The 19,974-nt window shown below is 70.0% G+C and carries 20 protein-coding genes; 13 read left to right on the forward strand and 7 right to left on the reverse strand.

All coding sequences use genetic code 11. The features are described 5' to 3' along the window. Positions 1-16 precede the first annotated feature (16 nt). The gene (locus tag NO998_RS03440; protein ID WP_267645641.1) at positions 17-1,105 is read left to right on the forward strand and encodes a geranylgeranyl reductase family protein; all 1,089 of its coding nucleotides are present in this window, start codon (positions 17-19) and stop codon (positions 1,103-1,105) included. Here the strand turns inward: NO998_RS03440 and NO998_RS03445 are convergent. The 4 genes from NO998_RS03445 to NO998_RS03460 all read right to left on the reverse strand — a co-directional run bounded on the left by NO998_RS03445 (position 1,102) and on the right by NO998_RS03460 (position 4,795). Next, entirely contained in the window at positions 1,102-1,896 is a 795-nt protein-coding gene (locus tag NO998_RS03445) for a PAS domain-containing protein (protein WP_267645642.1), read from the reverse strand. The two genes, NO998_RS03440 and NO998_RS03445, sit on opposite strands and share 4 nt — an antisense overlap. Beyond that, positions 1,886-3,328 (reverse strand): ATPase domain-containing protein, encoded by a 1,443-nt coding sequence (locus NO998_RS03450; protein WP_267645643.1) that lies wholly within the window; start codon positions 3,326-3,328, stop codon positions 1,886-1,888. Before NO998_RS03450 ends, NO998_RS03445 begins: the two co-directional genes overlap by 11 nt. A 75-nt stretch (positions 3,329-3,403) precedes the next feature. Next, entirely contained in the window at positions 3,404-4,447 is a 1,044-nt protein-coding gene (locus tag NO998_RS03455) for a glycine cleavage T C-terminal barrel domain-containing protein (protein ID WP_267645644.1), read from the reverse strand. Between the two features lie 48 nt (positions 4,448-4,495). Further along, positions 4,496-4,795 carry a DUF6432 family protein gene (locus NO998_RS03460; protein ID WP_267645645.1) on the reverse strand — a complete coding sequence of 100 codons (300 nt, stop codon included), beginning with the start codon at positions 4,793-4,795 and terminating at the stop codon, positions 4,496-4,498. Between the two features lie 121 nt (positions 4,796-4,916). Here NO998_RS03460 and NO998_RS03465 point away from each other — a divergent pair, with 121 nt between their 5' ends. Further along, entirely contained in the window at positions 4,917-6,296 is a 1,380-nt protein-coding gene (locus tag NO998_RS03465; protein ID WP_267645646.1) for a DUF7093 family protein, read from the forward strand. Positions 6,297-6,341: 45 nt separating this feature from the next. Further along, on the forward strand, positions 6,342-6,722 hold the full coding sequence (locus tag NO998_RS03470) for a DUF5611 family protein (RefSeq protein ID WP_267645647.1): 381 nt from the start codon (positions 6,342-6,344) through the stop codon (positions 6,720-6,722). Here the strand turns inward: NO998_RS03470 and NO998_RS03475 are convergent. Continuing rightward, the gene (locus tag NO998_RS03475) at positions 6,719-7,456 is read right to left on the reverse strand and encodes an SDR family NAD(P)-dependent oxidoreductase (protein WP_267645648.1); all 738 of its coding nucleotides are present in this window, start codon (positions 7,454-7,456) and stop codon (positions 6,719-6,721) included. The genes NO998_RS03470 and NO998_RS03475 overlap by 4 nt on opposite strands. Before the next feature lie 83 nt (positions 7,457-7,539). Between NO998_RS03475 and NO998_RS03480 the strand changes: the two genes are divergently transcribed. From NO998_RS03480 to NO998_RS03495, 4 genes are all read left to right on the forward strand, one after another. After that, complete coding sequence (locus tag NO998_RS03480; RefSeq protein ID WP_267645649.1) at positions 7,540-8,958, forward strand: LVIVD repeat-containing protein; 1,419 nt, start codon at positions 7,540-7,542, stop codon at positions 8,956-8,958. Between the two features lie 57 nt (positions 8,959-9,015). Further along, on the forward strand, positions 9,016-10,443 hold the full coding sequence (locus NO998_RS03485; RefSeq protein ID WP_267645650.1) for an LVIVD repeat-containing protein: 1,428 nt from the start codon (positions 9,016-9,018) through the stop codon (positions 10,441-10,443). A gap of 73 nt (positions 10,444-10,516) precedes the next feature. Continuing rightward, positions 10,517-10,843, forward strand: coding sequence for a NifU family protein (locus NO998_RS03490; protein WP_267645651.1), 327 nt, complete (start codon positions 10,517-10,519; stop codon positions 10,841-10,843). A 63-nt stretch (positions 10,844-10,906) separates the two neighbouring features. Next, positions 10,907-11,440 carry a hypothetical protein gene (locus NO998_RS03495; protein WP_267645652.1) on the forward strand — a complete coding sequence of 178 codons (534 nt, stop codon included), beginning with the start codon at positions 10,907-10,909 and terminating at the stop codon, positions 11,438-11,440. On the opposite strand, the gene NO998_RS03500 is transcribed toward NO998_RS03495, so the two are convergent. After that, positions 11,441-12,868 carry a ribonuclease FAU-1 family protein gene (locus tag NO998_RS03500; RefSeq protein WP_267645653.1) on the reverse strand — a complete coding sequence of 476 codons (1,428 nt, stop codon included), beginning with the start codon at positions 12,866-12,868 and terminating at the stop codon, positions 11,441-11,443. It abuts the gene before it with no gap. A gap of 80 nt (positions 12,869-12,948) precedes the next feature. On the opposite strand from NO998_RS03500, the gene NO998_RS03505 reads away from it, so the two are divergent. Then, positions 12,949-14,049, forward strand: coding sequence for a PrsW family intramembrane metalloprotease (locus NO998_RS03505; RefSeq protein ID WP_267645654.1), 1,101 nt, complete (start codon positions 12,949-12,951; stop codon positions 14,047-14,049). Positions 14,050-14,067: 18 nt separating this feature from the next. Here NO998_RS03505 and NO998_RS03510 read toward each other — a convergent pair whose 3' ends face one another. Next, complete coding sequence (locus tag NO998_RS03510) at positions 14,068-14,424, reverse strand: cell division protein SepF (protein WP_267645655.1); 357 nt, start codon at positions 14,422-14,424, stop codon at positions 14,068-14,070. Between the two features lie 104 nt (positions 14,425-14,528). Here NO998_RS03510 and NO998_RS03515 point away from each other — a divergent pair, with 104 nt between their 5' ends. From NO998_RS03515 to NO998_RS03535, 5 genes are all read left to right on the forward strand, one after another. Continuing rightward, on the forward strand, positions 14,529-15,275 hold the full coding sequence (locus NO998_RS03515) for a DUF1028 domain-containing protein (protein WP_267645656.1): 747 nt from the start codon (positions 14,529-14,531) through the stop codon (positions 15,273-15,275). A gap of 56 nt (positions 15,276-15,331) precedes the next feature. Then, a complete protein-coding gene (locus NO998_RS03520) occupies positions 15,332-16,852 on the forward strand; it encodes a carboxypeptidase M32 (protein ID WP_267645657.1) in 1,521 nt (506 codons plus the stop codon). 323 nt (positions 16,853-17,175) lie between these two features. After that, complete coding sequence (locus NO998_RS03525; protein ID WP_267645658.1) at positions 17,176-17,616, forward strand: DUF5788 family protein; 441 nt, start codon at positions 17,176-17,178, stop codon at positions 17,614-17,616. A gap of 78 nt (positions 17,617-17,694) precedes the next feature. Further along, on the forward strand, positions 17,695-19,464 hold the full coding sequence (polX, locus tag NO998_RS03530) for a DNA polymerase/3'-5' exonuclease PolX (RefSeq protein ID WP_267645659.1): 1,770 nt from the start codon (positions 17,695-17,697) through the stop codon (positions 19,462-19,464). After that, positions 19,461-19,973 carry a Mut7-C RNAse domain-containing protein gene (locus tag NO998_RS03535; protein ID WP_379821171.1) on the forward strand — a complete coding sequence of 171 codons (513 nt, stop codon included), beginning with the start codon at positions 19,461-19,463 and terminating at the stop codon, positions 19,971-19,973. The genes polX and NO998_RS03535 overlap by 4 nt, the downstream gene beginning before the upstream one ends. Position 19,974: the final 1 nt, after the last annotated feature.

Genomic DNA, 19,974 nt, shown 5'->3' on the forward strand with positions numbered 1-19,974 from the left:
GCGGATAGGCGGGGGTATGTACGACTTCGCCGTCGTCGGCGTCGGCCCCGCCGGCGCGCGCGTCGCCCGGCGTGCCGCCGAGGCGGGCCACGACGTGATCGCCTTCGAACAAGGGCAGATCGGAACGCCGCTCGCCTGTTCGGGGCACGTCTCGGGGGACATCTGGGAGTACACGCCGGAGGGCGCCCGCGAGGAGTTGCTCCAGAACCACGTCTACGGTGCCGACTTCCACGTCGGCGGCCCGGGGAGCGAGGCCTACTCCTTCTACAAGGACGAACCGGTCTCGAACGTCATCGACCGCGAACACCTCGACCGGGTTCTGGCCGACGCCGCCGTCGACGCCGGCGCCGACGTCCGTGACGGTCACACGGTCACGGGCGTCGAGGAGGGCCTCGACAGCGTCGAACTCACCGTCTCGCCCGACGACGACGAGCCCTTCACCGTCGAAGCGAAGATGGTCGCCGGCTGTGACGGCCCGGTCTCGCGGGTCCGCCGGTCGGTCGGCCTCCCCGAACCCGACGAGAAGCTCCACGGCGTGCTGGGGTTCGACCCCGAACCTGACCACGGCGACTTCGTCGACGTGCATCTGACGGTGCCGAGTTTCTTCGCGTGGCGCATCCCCCGCGGGGAGGCCGGCGTCGAGTACGGGCTGGCGGTCCGCCCCGACGCCGACGAGGACGCGCGAGCGCGCTTCGACGACCTCGTCGACGCCTACGGCGCCGACATCGACCGCTTCTGTTCCGGCGCCATCCCCATCGGGCCGCCCGACTCGGTCACCTCACACCGCGTGTTCCTCGTCGGCGACGCCGCCGCCCAGACGAAGCCGTTCACCGGCGGGGGCATCCTCTACGGCATGCGCTCGGCGGATCACGCGGTCCGACAGATCGACCCGGACGACCCCGCGACGCTCTCGGCCTACGAGACGGCCTGGCGCGAGGAACTGGAAACGGAGATCAGGATGGGTCACTGGCTCCGCCGGGCGTACTCGCTGCCCGGGCCGATCCAGCGGCTCGGACTCCGTGCGACGTCCGGAAAGATCGGGGTCCACATGGATCGGCCGACGACGCTGTTCTCCCGCGAGCACCTGCGCAGTTACCTGCCTTAGGGCTGTCCCAGCGCCTCGCCGTCGATCATCTCCGCTTCGTGGATCAGGAGTTGGACCAGCGGCTCGTCGTCGCCGTCGTCGTCCTCCTCGAACAGTCTGACCCCGCGGAACTCCACGGGAACCCGTTCGCCGTCGGCGACGATCTCGACTTTGACACCCGTCTCACCGCGACCGTTTCGGAGTTCGCGAAGATAGCGTGCGAGCGCCGGTTGGTCCTCCGGCGCGACGTAGGTGACCGGGTGGTCGCCGATCAGGTGTGGCTCCTCGCGTTCGAGCAGCGAGATGGCGGCCTCGTTGACGTACTCGGTCGCGCCGTCCCGGAGCAACAGCACGGCTTCGGGCAGCATCTCGAGCAGCCGGTGGTACCGGTCGCGCGAGCGGTTCAACTGCTCGGCGTACTCCCGAGCGCGAACGAGCGTGTCCAGCCGGTGGCGGAGCGCACGCTTCTGGACCGGCGCCTCGATTGTGTCGTCGACACTGCTACGGACGTGGCCCGGAAGCTGCTCTAAGGCTTTCAGCGCGTCGCCGCCGGTTCGTTTGGGGAGCAACAGCAACACCGGCAGGAACACCGGCTCCATCCGACGCCGCGCCGCGAGGTTGTCGCCGGACTCCGGCAGCGTCGCGGTGTCGAGGATCGCACAGTCGAACTCCGCGTTGAACGCGTCGTCGGAGTCGGCGACGATCGGCTGGTAGCCCGGCTCGTCGGCCAGCCACTCCCCGAGCAGGCGACGGTTCTCCCCGTCCCGCATCCGCAGGAGGACCCGCCGTTCCTCGGGGGGGTTATTGGCCATTCTCGTCGAACGTCGGCGTACCGGTCAGGATGCCCCTGAGGTCGGTGAGTGGCTCCCCCACCTGCACCCCGTCTTCGGTGATCCGGAACTCCCGCAGTCCGCGTTCGAAGTCGGAGGCGCGCTTCTTGAGCACCCCGGCGGCCTTGTGGAGCTGTCCGTCGAGTTCGAGATACCGGAGGAACATGATGTTGTCCGCGAGGTAGCTGATCCGTGCGCTCGTGGGCTCGAAATCGCCGGTGACGCCCTCGACATCGTCGGTGAGGACGACGGTGACGCCCATGTTCTTACAGTACCGACAGAGCGAGTGGAGTTCGCGGACGAGCTCCTCCTCGTCGCCGCGGATCGAGAGTCGGTAGCCCGAGAGCCCGTCGATCATCACCATCTCGGCCCCCTTCTCCTCGACCTCCCTGCGAACCTTGGCGGCGAACTCGTCGGCCGACACCTGCAGCGGCTCCATCTCCTCGACACGGAGGCTGCCGGACTCCATCATCTCCTCGACGGGGATGCCGATGCTCTCACACCGGTGGACGAACGTCTCCATGGCCTCCTCGAACAGGTAGATCACCGAGCGCTCCTCGCGCTGGGCGGCCTCCTTCATGAACGCGGTGCCGGTGGTGGTCTTCCCGACCCCACTGGAGCCGCTGATAACGGTGACCGCGCCGCGTTCGATCCCGCCGTGGAGCATCGAGTCGAGCCCGGTGATGCCCGACGACAGCGAGTGGGCCTCGAACTCGGTCTCGTGCTGTTCGGGTTCGAGGATCGGGAACACCGTGAGCCCGCCCTCGCCGATCTGGACGGTGTGCTGGCCGCTCTGGAAGTCCGACCCACGGAACTTCGGCACCTCGATGACGCGACCCTTCTCGGCGTGGCTCATCGAGATCGTCCCGTCACAGATGAACTGGAGGTCGTCGTCGGGGTCCTCCTCGGTCGGCTGCGTGGAGAACAGCACCGTCGCCCCCCGCTCGCGGAGGTAGCTCATGAACGAGGCGACCTCCTTGCGGAACTGGTAGTCGTCCGGCGAGAAATGTCGAAGCTGGGTCACCGGGTCGACGAACACCCGGTCCGGGTCGTGTTTGTCGACGGCCTCGACGATGCGCTCGGTGACGCCCTCGGACTCGACCTCGTCCGGCGCGAACACGTCGTAGGACTGGGTCTCCGTGAACACGTCCGAGTCCGGCGAGAGGTCGAGGAACTCGACGTCCGAGACGTCGATCCCGAGGCTCTCGGCGTTCTGCGTGATGTTCTCCGTGGTCTCCTCGAAGTTGACACAGAGGGTCTTTTCCTCGGGTTCGGCGGTCAGGAACTGCAGGCCGAGGATCGTCTTCCCGGTCCCCGGCGACCCCCGAATCATGTACGTTCGCTCCGCGACGAGCCCCCCCTGTAGGACGTCGTCGAGTCCGCCCACACCCGTAGAAACGCGTTCTACCGACATACGGTACAGAACCAGGGCGATACCCAAAAGGGTGACTAGACGGGCCGAACAGGGCCGGAACCGTGCGGGGAGGCCTCAGAACGACGGCAGCCGGCCCGAGCGATCGCTTCCGTCGACGAACGGGAGCGACGCCCGGTCGGCCGGGAACTCCACCCCGTCAGCACGGACGGCCGTCACGGTGGCGTCCCGGGACACGAACGCGAACCCGATGGCCGCCGAGCGCGACGGACTCCAGCACGCTCGCGTCAGCCGGCCGACCGACTCACCGCCGTCGACGACCGCTGCCCCCGGGTCCGGGAGGGGATCACCCTTCTCGCCGCCGAGTTCGATTCCGACCAGCCGCCGGTGGGCGTCGTCGCCGGTCGGGAGCCCCGCGGCGCCAGTCAGCCCGACCGATTCGGGTCGGTTGCCCCGTATCTCGGAGGCGAACAGTGGCGTCCCGGCTTCGAGCGCCAGCGTCTCGTAGGTCCGGTAGCCGAAGGGGGCGGCGCCGTTGCCCCGCGAGAGCAGCGTGGTCCACACCTCCTCGGCGTCGTCAGCGGCACAGATCACCTCGTAGCTCTCCTCGCCGCCGGGGGCGTCGCCGGCGACGACGGAGACGCCGGCGTCACCCATCGACCCGCGGACGAACGAGAACGCCCCCGTTGGCGCGCCGGCATTGTGGAGTACAGAGGCGACCTTCTCGGTCGCCATCGGCCCGTGGACGCCGAAGACGCCGAACTCGGTCGTCGCCTCGCGGACGGTCGCGTCGGCGCCGGACTCGCCGAGTCGGGTGACGAGCGCGTCGGCGCGGCCCGGCGGCGTGAACAGCAGCAGTCGCTCGCCGGTCGTGTAGACGAACAGTTCGGTATCGACCGTCCCCGCGGTGTCGAGGACGAGCGCGTAACAGCCCTCGCCGTCGGCGTCGGGCACGTCGTTGGTGACGGCGTCGTCGACGACGGCGTGGCGGTCCTCGCCGCTCACGACAACGACGCCGTAGCCCATCTCGATCACGCCGACGGCGTTACGGACCGCCCGGACCGCTCGCTCGGCGCGTCCGTACTCCTCGACCACCTCGCGGCCGCCGCGCCGACCGAACGTTGCCCCGTGTGCGGCGTGGCTCCCACCGACGAGCGTCATTGCTGTGGGGTTCGACGGCGCCGGGAAAAACTCCGCCGGTTCGCCGACTCAGAGCCCGAACCGGTTGCGGATGATCGACAGGACGCTCGGCTCCTCGTCGGCCATCTCCTCGGGGTCGGCGACGACGCCGTCCGCGGGGTAGAGGACGACGCGGTCGTCCTCGCGTTCGACCTCGATCAGCTCGGCCTCCTTCAACTCCGCGAGCGCGGGTTCGAGTCGGTCGATGTCGGCGTCGACCGCCGCGCGGAGTTCGAGTACGCTCATCCCTTCGTCGGCGCGGTCCGCAAGCGCGGCAAGCACCCCGAACTCGACTTCATCGCGGTCACGGTGCTCCGGACTGACTGCCATAGGCGCCCCTGGGGCCGGGAGCGGCTTATCGCTACCGGCGCCGCCAGCGGCCGGCGCGGTGATCGCCGGCTGGCGGGCAGTGGCGGGGTATTTTTAGCCCTCCGGGCGTCTATCTCCGATAATGGGACTTAGGTGTCTGCTCGGACACGACTTCGACGAGCCGGAAACCGAGCGCGAACGAAACGAGGAGGGTAACGAGGTCGTCGTTACCGTCCGGGAGGTCAAGACGTGTAAGCGCTGTGGGGAGAAGCAGGTCGTCAGCGAGAACAAAGAGATCACCTCCATCGACCAGCTTCGACAGTCCGCGACGGGCGAGCCCGCCGGGTCGTCGAGCCAGCCCGCGAGCGACGCCGGGAACGCCGCCACGGCGGACAGTCCGGGCGACAGCGCGGCCGACCAGTGGAGTGCCGACGAACTCTCGACGGACCGGGACGACGCCGGCACCGCCGGGAGCCGGCCCGAACCGGACGAGGCTGCCGCCGAGAGCGAGTCGGCGGAACCGGAGTCGGCACCCGCGCAGGACCCTATCGACCGCGGCGTCGCCGACATCATCGAACAGGCCGAGAAGGACGACGACATGCTCGCGAGCGAGGCGGCCGAGTCCGAGCCAGACGCCCAGTCCGAGCAGACCGACGAGGACGACGACGTGCCGGTCCACCCCGGCCAGCGCGGCCCCGACGACGACGAGGAGGCGCCCGACGCCGAGAGCGACGACGGCGTGATCCTCGACGACGGCGACGACGCCCGACCCGAGGACGCCCGCCGGCAGTGGGAGGAGGAGGCCAGTCCCGAGGAGGTCCCCGGGGACGACCTGAACGTCGGTGAGCCCGTCTCGCCCGACGGCGAGGACGCCGAGATCATCGACGCCGGCCCCGAGAACAACGCGACACCGGAGCCGGCGAACGAGCCCGAGAGCCAGCCCAGTTCCACGGCCTCCGTCGCGGAGGACGAGGACGCCGAGATCCTCGATGCCGGCCCCGAACCCTCCGAGAGTCCGGAGCCGACGAACGAACCGGAGCCGGAGCCGACGAGCGAGCCCGAACCGGAGCGCGAGGAGACCGAGGACGGCCACATGCCGTGGCCCGCAGCCCCCGGCGAGGACGAGGGCCACGACGCCACCGTACCCGACGGCGAGCCGGCCGACATCGACTTCGGCGGCGGTATCACTCCCAGCGACGCCGACCGGGACCAACCGGCGGCGACGCGGGAGTCGACGGCACACAGCGAGCCGGAGTCCGACCCGGAACCGGAGCCCGAGACGGAGCCGGCGAGCGAACCGGACCGCGCGAACGGCCACCGGGACGAACAGGGTGACTCGACGGCCGCCGACGCGCCGACCGCGACCGTCGACCTGGAGCAGTCCAGCCGCGACGCCGGCCGACAGTACGTCTGCCCCGAGTGCGGGCTGACCCGCGACGTGGGGAACTCCTCGATGCGGGCCGGCGACATCTGCCCCGAATGCCGGAAGGGGTACATCACCGAACAGCAGAAGGCGGAGTAGCGACGACCCACAACTGGTAAACCGTCGCCTCGCGAAACGGCTCGCATGAAGGAGTACAAGATGCGACGGGGCGAGACCCTCGAAGAGCGCATCCCGGACATGGAAGCGACCGTCGAGGAGTACTTCGGCGAGATCTCCGGCACCGAGGAGTACAAGGGGAGTGACCTCTACGTCGTCGAGGAGCCCGACAACCCCGTGTTCGAGCGCATCGTCGCCGGCGCGGTGAAGTACTCGGGTAAGAAGGACTGGCTCGGCGTGGAGTTCGAGGAGCGTGACCCCACCGAACTCGGCCCCGACGAACTCGAAGCCGCCGGCGAGGCCGTCGACGCCAAGAACGACTTCCTGCTCGAAGCCACCGGCCGCGACGCCAAGTCCCGCCGCGAGTCCCTCAAGCGCGAAGTCGAGGACGACGCCCCCGACTACTAGATCGACTCCGGCAGCCAGCCGCCGTCGATCTCGATGTTCTCACCTGACACGTAATCGCTGTCCGAGTCACAGAAAAAGAGCGCCGCGTTCGCCACGTCCTCGACGGTGCCCCAGCGGCCGCGCGGGGCCTCGTCGGGGAACTCGTCGCTCGTCTCGATCACGTACGGCGAGACGGCGTTGACGGTGATCCCGTCGTCCTGCGTGTCGCTCGCGAGCATCCTGGTGAACATCAACACGCCCGTCTTGGCGACGAAATAGGGGAAGTTCGTCGCTCCGGTCAGTGCCTTGTCGCTGCCCGCGTAGCCGACGTTGACGATCCGTCCCCACTCCTGTCCGCGCATCGCGGGGAGCGCCCGGCGACAGCAGAGCATCGTCCCGGTGAGGTTGGTGTCGAGCACCCGGTTCCAGTCCGCGAGATCGATCTCCGACCAGTGGCGCGGGTCGAAGTCGCCGACGTTGTTCACGAGCACGTCGACGCTCCCGAGTTCCGCCTCGACCGCCTCGAACATCCCGTTCACGCTCTCGGGGTCGGTCACGTCGCCCTGTACCGTCGTCGCCGTCACGCCGAGGGCCTCGGCGTCGGCGGCCGTCGTCGCCGCGGCGGCGTCGCTGCTGTGGTAGTGAACCGCCACGTCCGCGCCGGCGTCGGCCAGCGCGAGCGCGAGCCCTCGGCCCACGCCCGAGGCGCTCCCGGTGACCAGCGCGACCCGGCCGTCGAGGTCTGCGTCGTGCATGCTCGTAGGGTCGAACGCCCGAAACAAGCCCGTTTCGCCCCCGGTATCAGACCGCTTATCCCTCCGGGAAGCCACCTTCGAGCATGCGCAGGCGCGAGGCGCTCGCCGTACTCGCCGGCGGCACGTTCTTCTCCCGCACCGCCGCCGCCCACCCGACGCCGGTCGGCACCCCCGGCGAGGGCACACCCCGTACCAGAGAGGACACCTACGGCCCGGTCGGCCGGGTCGAAATCGAGGGGACGACCGACGCCGTCGTCACGCCCGACGGCGCCACCGCCTTCGTCGCCGCTACCACCGGCTACGCCGTCGTCGACCTCTCGGACCCCACTGACCCGACCGTGATCGCCGAGCGCCGCGGCCTCCTTTCGGACCGCGAGAACGGCCCGCTCCGCGGGATCTACGACGTGAAACGCTCCGGCGACACCCTGCTGGTCGTCGGGCCCGCGAACCCCGGCCAGAGCGCCATCGCCGGCGCGCTGGTCGTCGACGTGAGCGACCCCGCGGACCCGCAACACCGCTCGTTCTACGAGACGCCCTACCCGATCCACAACGCCTTCCTCGACGGTGATACCGCCTACCTGACCGCCAACACCGGCGAGCGCCGCCGGCTGGCGATCGTCGACGTGAGCGGCGAGCCAACCGCCATCGCCGAATGGGACCTCACCGACTACGACGACGACTGGGAGCTACCGCCGCCGATCCCACGGATCCTCCACGACGTGTACGTCCAGGACGACGTGGCCTACCTCGCCCACTGGGACGCCGGAACGTGGCTGCTCGACGTGTCAGACCCGAGCGAACCGTCGGTCATCAGCCACATCGGCCGCGGCCCCGAGACCGTCGCCGACGACTTCCGGTACGGCGACGACAGCTACGACGCGCTGCCGGGCAACGACCACTACGCCGCCGTCGACGAGGCCGGGGACCTGCTGGCCATCGGCCGCGAAGCGTGGGCGACCGAGGACCTCCCCGAGGGCGGCCCCGGCGGCATCGACCTCTACGACATCAGCGACCCGGCCGCCCCCCGACAGCTCTCGACGATCCAGCCGCCGCCGACCCCCGACGCGACGCAGGAGGGTTCGTGGACGACCGCCCACAACTTCGAGTTCCGCGACGGCGTCCTCTATAGCGCGTGGTACCGCGGCGGCGTCAAGCGCCACGACGTGTCGGACCCGACCGCGCCCGAACAGCTGACGTGGTGGGCCGACCGCCCCCACGCGGAGTTCTGGACCGCCCGCGTCGGCGTGCCCGGTTCGACGTTCGTCGCCTCCTCACGGGCGACCACTGACTCGGCGGCGGCGCTGTACGTCTTCCCCGACGGGCCGGGCGAGACGACGTGGGGGTTCGGCGACGACCCGGCGGTCGCGACACGGTCGCCGACAGCCATCGGGACCGACGCTCCAAGCGAGACAGCCGCCGACGGACCCGGGTTCGGGGCGCTCACCGGGCTCGCCGGCATCGGCGTCGGCACGCTGGCGTGGTGGCGCTCGCGCTCGGAGTGATGTCTGACCGGAGACAGGACCCTGCCGCTTTTTCACTTCTCGCGCCGTCCGGACCCCGTGCGCAGACGCGACGCCCTCCGGCTGCTCGGCGGCGGCTTCGCCGGCAGCCTCGCGGTCGGATCGCTGCCCGGGAGCGCCGCCGCTCACCCGACACCCGCCGGCACCGACGCCACGGGCACGTCGGCGCCGCGGGTCGACGCCGGCTACGGCCCGCTCGGGCGGGTCGAACTCCCCGGCGCAACCGAGGCGGTCGTCTCGGCCGACGGCACCACCGCCTTCGTGGCTGTCGGTGACGGCTTCGCGGTCGTCGACGTGAGCGACCCCGCGGAGCCGAGCGTCGTCGCCGAGCGCCGCGGGATCAACGTGAGCCGCGACCTACTCGCCGGTGACCTCGGCCGATCGTTCGACAGCGTCACCGACGTCGCCGTCGACGGCGACACCCTCGTCGTCGTCAACGACGGTGGCGGTATCTCGGGCGCGCTCGTCGTCGACGTGTCCGACCCCGAATCGCCCGAGGAGCGGGCGTTCCACGAGACGACCTACCGGATTCACAACTGCGAGGTCGCCGACGGCCGGGCGTACCTCACCGCCGACTACTCCGGCGGTCGGCTGGACGTACTCGACGTGGCCGGGGAGCCCGAACGGGTCGGTAGCTGGTCGATCACGGACCACGACGAGTCCTGGGGGAGCGTCCCCAACGGCGCTCGCGACGTCCACGACGTGACCGTGCAGGACGGCGTCGCCTACCTCGCCCACTGGGACGCCGGAACCTGGCTGGTCGACCTGCAGGACCCCGACAGCCCCTCGCCGATCACCCACATCGGCCGCGACCCCGACGCTGTCGTCGACGCCTACGGGCGCGACGCTGACACGGCCTACTCGATGCCGGGCAACGCCCACTACGCCGCCGTGGACGAGGCGGGCGACCTGCTCGCAGTCGGTCGTGAGGCACGCGCGACCGAGACGCTCCCCGAGGGCGGGCCGGCCGGTATCGACCTCTACGACGTCTCGAGTTCGAGCGACCCGAGCCACCGTGCCACCATCGTGCCGCCCCGTGACCCCGACGGACGTGGCGGCGTGTGGACGACCCCCCACAACTTCGACCTCCGGAACGGGGTTCTCTACAGTTCGTGGTACAACGGCGGCGTGAAGCGCCACGACGTGTCCGACCCCGCAGACCCACGGGAACTGACGTGGTGGGCCGACCCGCCTCACGCGGAGTTCTGGGCCGCCCGAGCAGCCGTCCCGGGGGGCAGTTTCGTCGCCACTTCCCGGGGCACCGGCCGCTCCCCCGCACGCCTCTACACCTTCCCCGACGGGCCGGGCGAGACGGCATGGGGCTACGGCGAGGGGATCCCCGAGGACCTTCCGACCCGTGAGCCGTCGACGGCCGCCGAGGTCAGCGCACCCGGCTACGGCCCGCTGTCGGCGCTCGCGGGGATCGGCGTCGCCGGCGCGCTGGCGTGGTGGCGGGAACGATCGTGACACAGTTTTTTCGCGCCGTTCGCCATGCAGGGAAACCGCAAGCTACCAGTGTGCGGGTCGCCAAGGACAGCTAATGAGCGAGGAGAGCCTCAAAACACGCGTCGAGAACTGGATGGTCGGGCAGATGCCCATCATCCAGATGCACGGCGGCCGGAGCGTCGTCCGGGAGGCCGACCCCGAGACCGGCACGGTCACCGTCGAACTCGGCGGCTCGTGTGCCGGCTGCGGGATCAGCGACCTCACGGCCCAGAACATCAAGCGCGACCTGATCCTCGAGTTCGACGACGTCGACGAGGTCCACGTGCTCGTCCCCTCGACGGGTGAACAGGGCGAGGCGACCGTCGAGGGCGGCCGCGGCGGCGAACTCCAGTACGGGACCGAGAACCCCAACCACTTCTGAGCCGCGCGCCACGCGCTCACGGCTCCCGCTGACCTTTTCTCGATCACCGACCAGTTTCACGGTATGCAGCGTCGTCAGTACCTCTCCCTCTCCGGACTCGCTCTCACCACCGGGCTCGCCGGCTGCACCGCCCCCGACGCGGCGCCGTCGACGCCCGCCGAGCAGGTCGTCTCCGTGACAGCCACCAACGACAGCGACCGGACGCTCGTCTTCACCGTCGCCGTCGTCGCCGCGGGGTTCGGCGGCCTCCGACTTACCGAGCCGGACGGGGAGGAGAAGACGTTCCCGGACGCAGAGACGGTCGAGGACGTCCCCAACGAAGCGTGGGAGCGAGCGGTCACGTTCACCCCGTTGGGTCCCCACCAGCGCCAGGAGTTCCGCTCGACGAGCGGGTCGGGCAGGGGGATCGAGTTCGACTCGGCCGCCCCCGGCAGTACGGTCGTCGTCACCATCGCCGCCCCGGACGAGACGCCGCCACTCCGGAGCATCAGCGCCGGGGCGTGCGGCACCGCGGCGCGAGCCGAAATCGCGGTGCGTGTCGACGCGGGGGGCGTCGTCAGCCACTCGACGACCTGCACCGACGCGGCGGCCGAGTAGTCAGATCGCGCGCTCGATGCTCGAGGCGACGCTGCGTGCCTTTTCAGCCAGCGCCTCGGGCACCTCGCCCGCGGCGACCGCCTCGTCGAGTTCGTCGTCGTCGACGCGCTCGACGGTGCCGTCGGGGTACTTGATTACGTCGACGTGGAGGTCCACGTAGCGCACCGCGTCGGGGAACAGTTCGACGGGCGTGCAGATGTTGACGTAGGTGCCCTTGTGTTCACCGTCGGCGCTGCGATAGGTCGTCGGGTACCACCAGCGCCCCTCGCGGAACTTCGTGAGCGCGGTGTCGCCGGACGCCCGGGGCGTCCCGAGCGCGTCGTAGCTGCCGCCGCCGGATATCTCTCGTTCGACCGCCAGCGTGCCGTCGCCGTCGCGTTCGACGACCTCGCCCTTCCCGAGCACGATCCGCCGGCCCGCGGGCTTGCCGTGGTCGATCCGCACGTAATCGCCCTCGTTCGGGCCGAACTGGTCGGCGACCACCGGGAACGGGAACTCCGCCCCGAGGTCGCCACAGAGCGCCTCGGCGAAGTCGACGCCCGCGCTGGCAGCGTCGGTGCCGGCCTTGACCCGGTGGTGGCCCGGCATCGTCGTCGTCACCGCGCGGCGGCGTTCGTCGAGCGCGAACCGGGACTCGCGGCCGAACCAGAGCCACGCGCCGGCTGTCGGGCTGGCGATCTCCCGGGTCGGCTCGGGGTCGCTGGCGTCCTCGACGGCGGCTTCGAGGTCAGCGGCCCGTGCTGACGCTCGCTCCAGCGCGTCGCCCAGCGTGTCCATGTCCGCGTCGCGGGCGTCGTAGCCCCACTCCAGCCCCCAACCGTCGGGCGGGTCCCCGCCCAGCAGGTCGGTGATCCCTGCGAGTTCGCGGCCGGCGGCGTCGTCGCGGCCGGCGACGCGGATCCCTTCGCGGCCACGGGAGAGCGTCGCCAGCCCCGCCTCGATCCGGAGGTCGGTGTCGAGGACCGGCCGGTCTTGGTCCCACGGCGCGGCGGCGTCGCTCACCTGCACGCGGACCGCGTCGCCCTCGTCGATGCTGCCGTCGACGTTCCGGAACGGGAGGAACCCCTCGACCGCCCCCAGCGTGACGACGGCGCCGCTGCCGAGCGTCTCGCTCACGCGCCCGTCGAACACCGCGCCGACGGGGGCGGGGTCGTCCCACGCGAGCGTGTCGATCCCCGTCCCGGCCAGCAGTTCACGGATCGACTCGACGGCGTCGGCGTCGCCGGCGACGTTGATCCCCTGTCGATCCGGCCCGGTCTCGATGGCGGCGTCGTGGTCGCCCGCGGGGAGGTCGGCGTCGAACCGCCGCCGGATCGGCGGCGAGGCCTGTACGACACGGTGGCCGGCATCGAGCAGCGTCCGCGTGAGCGCGGTGGCGTAGATCCCCCGTACCCGGACGTTCGAGCCCCCGGCCGTCTCCTCGGTCATGGCTCCCTGTTCGCCGGGGAGGAACAGGTAGGTGACGGTTCCGGACGAGACGTTAAGGCGCTCGCCTGCGCTACGTCCGTATGTCGAGCGACCGCGACCCCGTCGAGGCCGCCGCCGACGGCGCCCGGGACCTCCACGGGATCGCCACGTGGGCGCCACGGTCGGCGGCCGACCGTGCGCTCGCTCTCGCCTACGCCGTTCTGCACGCCGGCGCCCGCATCGGCGTCGTCGTCGCCGCGTTCTCCATCCTCGCGAGCATCGGCGGGGTCGCCGCCGTCGCGGACCCGCGGACGGCGGCGCTCGCGGTGCTCTCGGCGGTCCCCGCGGTCGGGCTTGCGGCCTACGTCTGGTACACCGACGTGACGACCGAACCGCTCTGGCTGCTCGTCGGCACGTTCCTCTTGGGGGCGATCACGGCCGCCTTCGCCGCCCGGCTCAACAGCGGGCTCGAACCCTACGTCGCGGGCCTCGGGACGCTGACGCCGGTGCTGTTCTACTTCCTGATCGTCGGCCCCGTCGAGGAGACGGTGAAGCTGCTCGCGGTCCGGCTGTTGCCCTACGGCAGCGACCACTTCTCGACGGTGCTCGACGGCGCCGTCTACGGCGCGATGGCCGGCATGGGCTTTGCGTTCATCGAGAACGCCATCTACATCCGGCGCAGCCTCGCGGTCGCGGAGTTGGAGATGGGCCTCTCGATGGTCGCCGCGGGGAGTGCGATCACGGCGACGCGGGCCATCGCCGGCCCGGGCCACGTCATCTACTCGGCGTTCGCGGGCTACTACCTCGGGCTGGCGAAGTTCACTCCGGAGCACCGTGGGCCGCTCGTGTTGAAGGGGGTGCTGATCGCGGCGTTCGTCCACGGCCTCTACAACGCCACCATCGGCCTCGGTCCCGCCATCGTCGGCGCGGTGACAGGGCTCTCCGGGCTGGGGTCGTTCCTGCTGTACGTCGCCGTCTTCGACGGCGTCTGGGGACTGTTGCTGTTCAGAAAACTCGAACGCTACCGGGCGGCCTACCACGCCGTCGGCGTGGAGGATAATCGGCGATCCACGCCCCCGGGTCAGACACGCTCTGACGACGGTGAGGAGAGCCGCGGGCCCTCGTCTGCCGACCGGACGCAGTCCGATGACGTCGACGCAGCCGCGGCACGCAGTCGGTTTCAGTTCGGGAACGGGGAGTGACCCCCGCGCCGAAAGGCCTCAGTTCAGCTTCTCGCGCGAGATGCCGACGCCCGTCGGGGTGATGACGATCTGGTCGTCGCCCTTCTGGACGATGTCGCCGTCGACCTCCTGGGCGACCTGCCGGAGTTCGTCGATGATGCGGTCGCTGGCGGCGTCGGTGGTGGAGTGACGGGTGATGTCGGCGATCACGAGGTCGCCGTCGTAGACGGCGTCCTTGATGGCGATGACGTCCTGCTGGCCGGCGATCTCCGCGAACTGCACCCGCATGCTGTTGGCCGCGCCCGGGCTGTCGAAGTCCGCCTCCAGATCGAGAGTGACGTAGTCCTCGGTACTGCGGTTGCCGCCCCCGCCGAGGATTTTGCTCATGATTCCCATGTGCCCGAGAACCGGGGCTGCGGCATTAGTTCTTGCGCCGCGGGTCCACGCCGCCGGCTGCCGCGAGAGCACCACTTTTCCCCGCTCCGGCCCCAGACCCGGCCGTGACTTTCAGCATCTGCGTCCGCGAGGAGTACGAGGACGAGGACGGCAACGACCAACTCCGGTTCGGTGTCGCCGTCACCACGCGCCTGCCGGCTGTCGGGACGCTCTGCCCGTTCGCCTCGGAGAACGGCGCCGTCGCCACCCAGAGTCTGGTCAACGTCGAACTCGGGGAGCGGGGGATCGAGTACATCGACGACGGCCTCGCCGTCGAGGACGCGCTCCAGTCGCTGCTGAACGCCGACGAGGGAGCCGAGAACCGCCAACTCCACGGCGTCGACGCCGACGGCGCCTTCACCTTCTCCGGCGAGGAGTGTCACGGCTGGTACGGCCACACCGAGGGGGAGAACTACACCGTCGCGGGCAACCTCCTCGCGGGCGAGTCCGTCATCGAGAACGTCGCCGAGACGTACGCGGACTCCGGCCGCGACGCCCCCCTCGCCCAGCGCCTGATCGACGCGCTCGGGGCGGGCTACGCCGAGGGCGGCGACAAGCGCGAGGAACTGCACGTCCAGAGCGCGGCGCTGAAGGTCCGTACCACCGAGGATGCCGAGCACGACCCCTACTACAACGACCTCCGTGTCGACGCCACCGAGACGCCGATCCAGGACCTCCGGGAGACCTACCGGCTGGCCAGTGACGGCTTCGACGAGGCGATGGAGCGCTACCAGGAGGCGATGGAGGAAGACGACATGGGCGCCGCCGACGACGGCGGCGACGCCGAGGCCGACGCCGGCACGGCGGAGTAGCCGCCCGAACTGCCGCGTCCCACGGATTGATAGGTTCGGGGGATGTTCCCCCGCGTGTGTCTATCGAGGAACCTCCTGAGGACGCGCCCGACGCCTACCGCGACCTCATCGAGCAGAACCGACGCATCTCCTACCTCGGCGACGCCGGCGGCGTACTCGGCTGGGACCAGCAGGTCACCATGCCCGAGGGTGGCACCCCCGCCCGCGCCAAGCAGCTTTCGGCGATCTCGGCGGTCACCCACGACCTGCTGACCGCCGACGAGTTCGAGGAGGCCCTGATCGCCAGCGAGGAGGCCGCCGACGAACTCGACTGGCGACAGCAGGCCGCCGTCCGCGAGATCCGGCGCAACTACGACCGGACCGCCGACGTGCCCGGCGACCTCGTCGAGGAACTCTCCGAGACGACCACGGAGAACCAGGAGATCTGGCAGCAGGCCAAAGCCCAGAACGACTTCGAGGCGTTCGCCCCCCGACTCGAGAAGCTGCGTGACCTCTCCATCGAGCGGGCCGAGCACATCAACCCGGACCAGCGCCCCTACGACGTGCTCTACGAGGACGGCCTGCCCTACATCTCGCGTGAGCGCACCAACGAGATCTTCGACCGCCTGAAGGAGGAACTCGTCCCGCTGATCGACGAGATCACCGAGAACGGCGACGAACTCGCCTCGCCCTACGAGGGCGGCGACTACCCCGAGGAGGCCCAGGAGGCGCTTTCCGAGGCCGCCCTCGACGCCATCGGCTACGACCGCAACCACGGCCGACTGGACATCTCGGCCCACCCGTTCACCTCGGGCACGCAGTTCGACGCCCGCGTGACGACGCGGTACAAGCCCGAGAACCCGATGGACGCCCTGACGGCGACCATCCACGAGTACGGCCACGCGAGCTACATGCTCGGCCTCCCGAAGGAGGAGTACGGCACGCCGCTCGGCCAGTCGCTCTCCTCGGGCGTCCACGAGTCCCAGAGCCGCTTCTGGGAGAACCACGTCGGCCGCACGAAGCCGTTCTGGGACTTCTTCCTGCCGCAGGTCAAAGAGCACCTCGACGGCGTCGACGACCTGACCGCACAGGAGGCCTACGAGGCGGTCAACCGCATCTACCCGAACAACCTCATCCGGGTCGAGGCGGACGAACTGACCTACCACATGCACATCATCCTCCGGTGTGAGATCGACAGCGCGTTCGTCGCCGGGGAGATCGAGGTCGACGAGATCCCGGAGCTGTGGAACCAGAAGATGGAGGAGTACCTCGGCGTCACGCCCGACGGCGTCGGCGAGGGCTGCCTGCAGGACATCCACTGGTCCTCCCGCTTCGCGGGGTTCCAGGGCTACACGATCGGCAGCGTGCTCGCAGCCCAACTCGACGCCGCGATGCGCGACGACATCTCGGACGTGGACGGCAAGATCCGCAACGGGAACTTCGAGCCGATGCGTGAGTGGATGAACGAGAACGTCCACAGCCACGGTCAGGCCTACAAATCCGACGACCTGATCGAGGAGGCGACCGGCGAACCGCTGACGGCCGACTACTTCCTCGACTACGTCAACGAGAAGTTCACCGATCTCTACGGGCTGTAAGTCGGTAGCCGCGGTTCCGGTGGATTCACGCGTTCTTCGTTTTTCGGGCGGTTTTGGTTCCTGACTCTTCAGCTAGCGACCGCGACAGCGTCTCGATCGGGCGCGAAGCGCGTGCGCCTCCGTGCGCGAGCCCAGCGCGAGGGAGGAGGGAGCGACGACGGAGCGACCGAGTCGGTTGGGGACGGTGGGCTGTGCGGGGCGGTGCGGTTACAAGGGGCCAAGCATCGAGACGTCGCCGTCGCTATCCCAGAACATCCCCGTAGAACCACCAACCACGAATACCGGGCGAAGGAGCAAAGAGTCGGCCCGCCCAATTCGCTTCCGTGAAGGAGTACGAGCGCAAGCAACTGCTCGAGCGGGTCGGCCGCGAGGCCGCCACCATCGGCGCCACGATCCCCGAGGAGATCGAGGTACAGGGGGAGACCCTCGAACTCAAGCAGTTCGTCTTCGAGATCAAGCGCCGCGACACCGTCCCGGCGGGCGAGCGCGAGCGCGTCGATCAGGCGAAACGGAACCTCCGCCGGGAGCGCATCGAGCGCCTCGAACTGATCGAGGAGGGCGAGATCAGCTTCGAGGAGGGCGAGGCACTCGCAAACAGCATCATCGGTATCGACCGCGCCCTCGACGCGCTCGAACAGCTCGGGCCGGCAGACGTGGAGGGCGAACGCGCCCGGAAGGAGGCCGTCGACCAGAAGCGCTGGCTCAACTTCCTCAAGCAGGCGCTCGGACAGGACGAGGGCGGCGGCCGGCGCGGGTCACTCTGAGACCAGTCCGACACCACGCCACCGACCTGCTACCGCGACGAAACCGATCTGACACCACTTCGACCCCATACGGACACCATGCCTACAAACGACGAACTCGCGAGCCTCCTCGAAGAGATGGCCGACCTGCTGGAGGCCACGGACGTGGAGTACAAACCGAGCGCCTACCGCCGCGCCGCCGAGAACGTACGTGAGTACCCCGAGCCGGTCGAGGGGCTGGCCGCCGAGGGCGAGGACGCCGTCTCCCGGATCAACCGCGTCGGCGACGCCATCGCCGCCAAACTCGTCGAGTACGTCGAAACCGGCGAGATCGAGGAACTCGAGGTCCTCCGGGATGAGCTACCCGTCGACATGGCCGCGCTCACGAGCGTCGAGGGCGTCGGCCCCAAGACCGTCGGCACCCTCTACGACGAACTGGGCATCACCGACCTCGACGACCTCGAAGCCGCCGCGGATGCCGGGGAGATTCAGGACGTCAAGGGGTTCGGTGCGAAGACCGAACAGAACATCCTCGACGGGATCCCGTTCGCCCGACAGGCCCACGAGCGCACGCTCTTGGGGAAGGGTCGCCCGCTCGGCGAGGCCGCTCGTGACTACCTCGCGAGCATCGACGCCGTCGAGGCGGCCGAACTCGCGGGCTCGAACCGGCGGTGGAAAGAGACCATCGGCGACGTGGACGTACTCGCCGCCAGCGACGACGGCGAGGCGGTCGTCGAGGCGTTCCTCGAGTGGGAGGACTCCGCGGACACCATCGAGGCCGGCACGACGAAGGCCAGCCTCCGAACCGGCGACGGCGTCCGGGTCGACCTCCGTGTCGTCGATCCCTCGGAGTTCGGCGCGGCGCTGCAGTACTTCACCGGCAGCCGCGACCACAACATCCACCTGCGCAACGTCGCCATCTCCCGGGACCTGAAGCTGAACGAGTACGGCTGCTTCGACGTGTCGGGCGTCGACGACCCCGACGCCGGCCAGCGCGTCGGCGAACGCGTCGCCGGTGAGACCGAGGCCGGGATGTACGAGGCGCTCGACCTGCCGCTCGTCCCCCCCGAGATCAGGGAGAACACCGGCGAGATCGAGGCCGCTCAGGAGGACCAGCTACCGGACCTGATCGAAGAGGACGAGATCCGGGGGGACCTCCACGCCCACACCGAGTGGTCCGACGCCGAAGCCACCATCGAGGAGATGGCGACCGCCGCCGCCGAACGGGGGTACGAGTACCTCGCCATCACCGACCACGCCGAGGGGCCGGGCGTGTTCGGCAACACCGGGCTCTCCCCCGAGGCGGTCCGCGAGCAGATGGCCGCCGTCGATGACGCCCGCGAGCGCCTCGCCGAGGCGGGCCACGACCTCGAACTGCTCCACGGCGTCGAGACCAACATCACCGCCGACGGCGAGCTCTCGACGCCCGACGACCTCCTGGCGGAACTGGACGTCGTCATCGCCTCGCCACACGCCGCGCTCGACCAGGGCCGCGAGGAAGCCACCGAGCGGCTCGTCACCGCCATCGAGCACCCGGAAACGGATATCCTGGGGCACCCGACCGGCCGGCTGATCAACCAACGGCCCGGGCTGTCGCCCGATTTCGAGCGGCTGGCCGAGGCGGCCGTCGACGCCGGCACCGCGCTCGAACTCAACGCGAACCCCAGCCGACTCGACCTCCCCGACGCGGCGGTCCGGATCGCCGTCGAAGCGGGAGCGACGGTCGCCATCGACACCGACGCCCACCGTCCCGGCGCGCTCTCGGAGATGCGCTACGGCGTCCACACCGCCCGACGGGGTTGGGCCGAGACCGCCGACGTGCTCACGGCTCGGGACCTCGACGGCGTGCGGGCGTTCCTCGACTCGTGAGCGACCGCGGCTCCGAACGCAGCGGCGGTGACGGTGGCGACGCCACCGACGCCGACGCCGCCGCCGCAAGCCCGCGGTTCCTGCTGGACGTGATGCTCGGGAAGCTGGCGACGTACCTCCGGATGTGTGGCTACGACACCGCCTACGCGCTGGATCACGGGATCGAGGCCGACGACGTGATCCACGACCTCGCAGGCGCTGAGGATCGGACGCTGCTGACCCGTGACGAACAGTTGGCCCAGCGGACCGACGGCGCGCTGTTGCTCACCGAACGCGAGGTCGAGGGGCAACTCCGCGAACTCCGCGACGCCGGGGTGGCGCTCTCGCTGCCCGAGCAACCAGCCCGATGTGCGGCCTGTAACGGCCGCGTCGGGGCCGTCGACGCCGGCGGTGAGCGCCCCGAACACGTCCCCGACGGCGTCCAGCCCTATCGCTGTCGGGACTGTGGACAGTGGTTCTGGAAAGGATCGCACTGGGCCGACGTACGGGAGACCCTCGCCGCGCTCTGAG

The sequence above is a fragment of the Halolamina litorea genome, from assembly GCF_026616205.1.
In the GTDB taxonomy this organism is placed as follows: Archaea; Halobacteriota; Halobacteria; order Halobacteriales; family Haloferacaceae; genus Halolamina; species Halolamina litorea.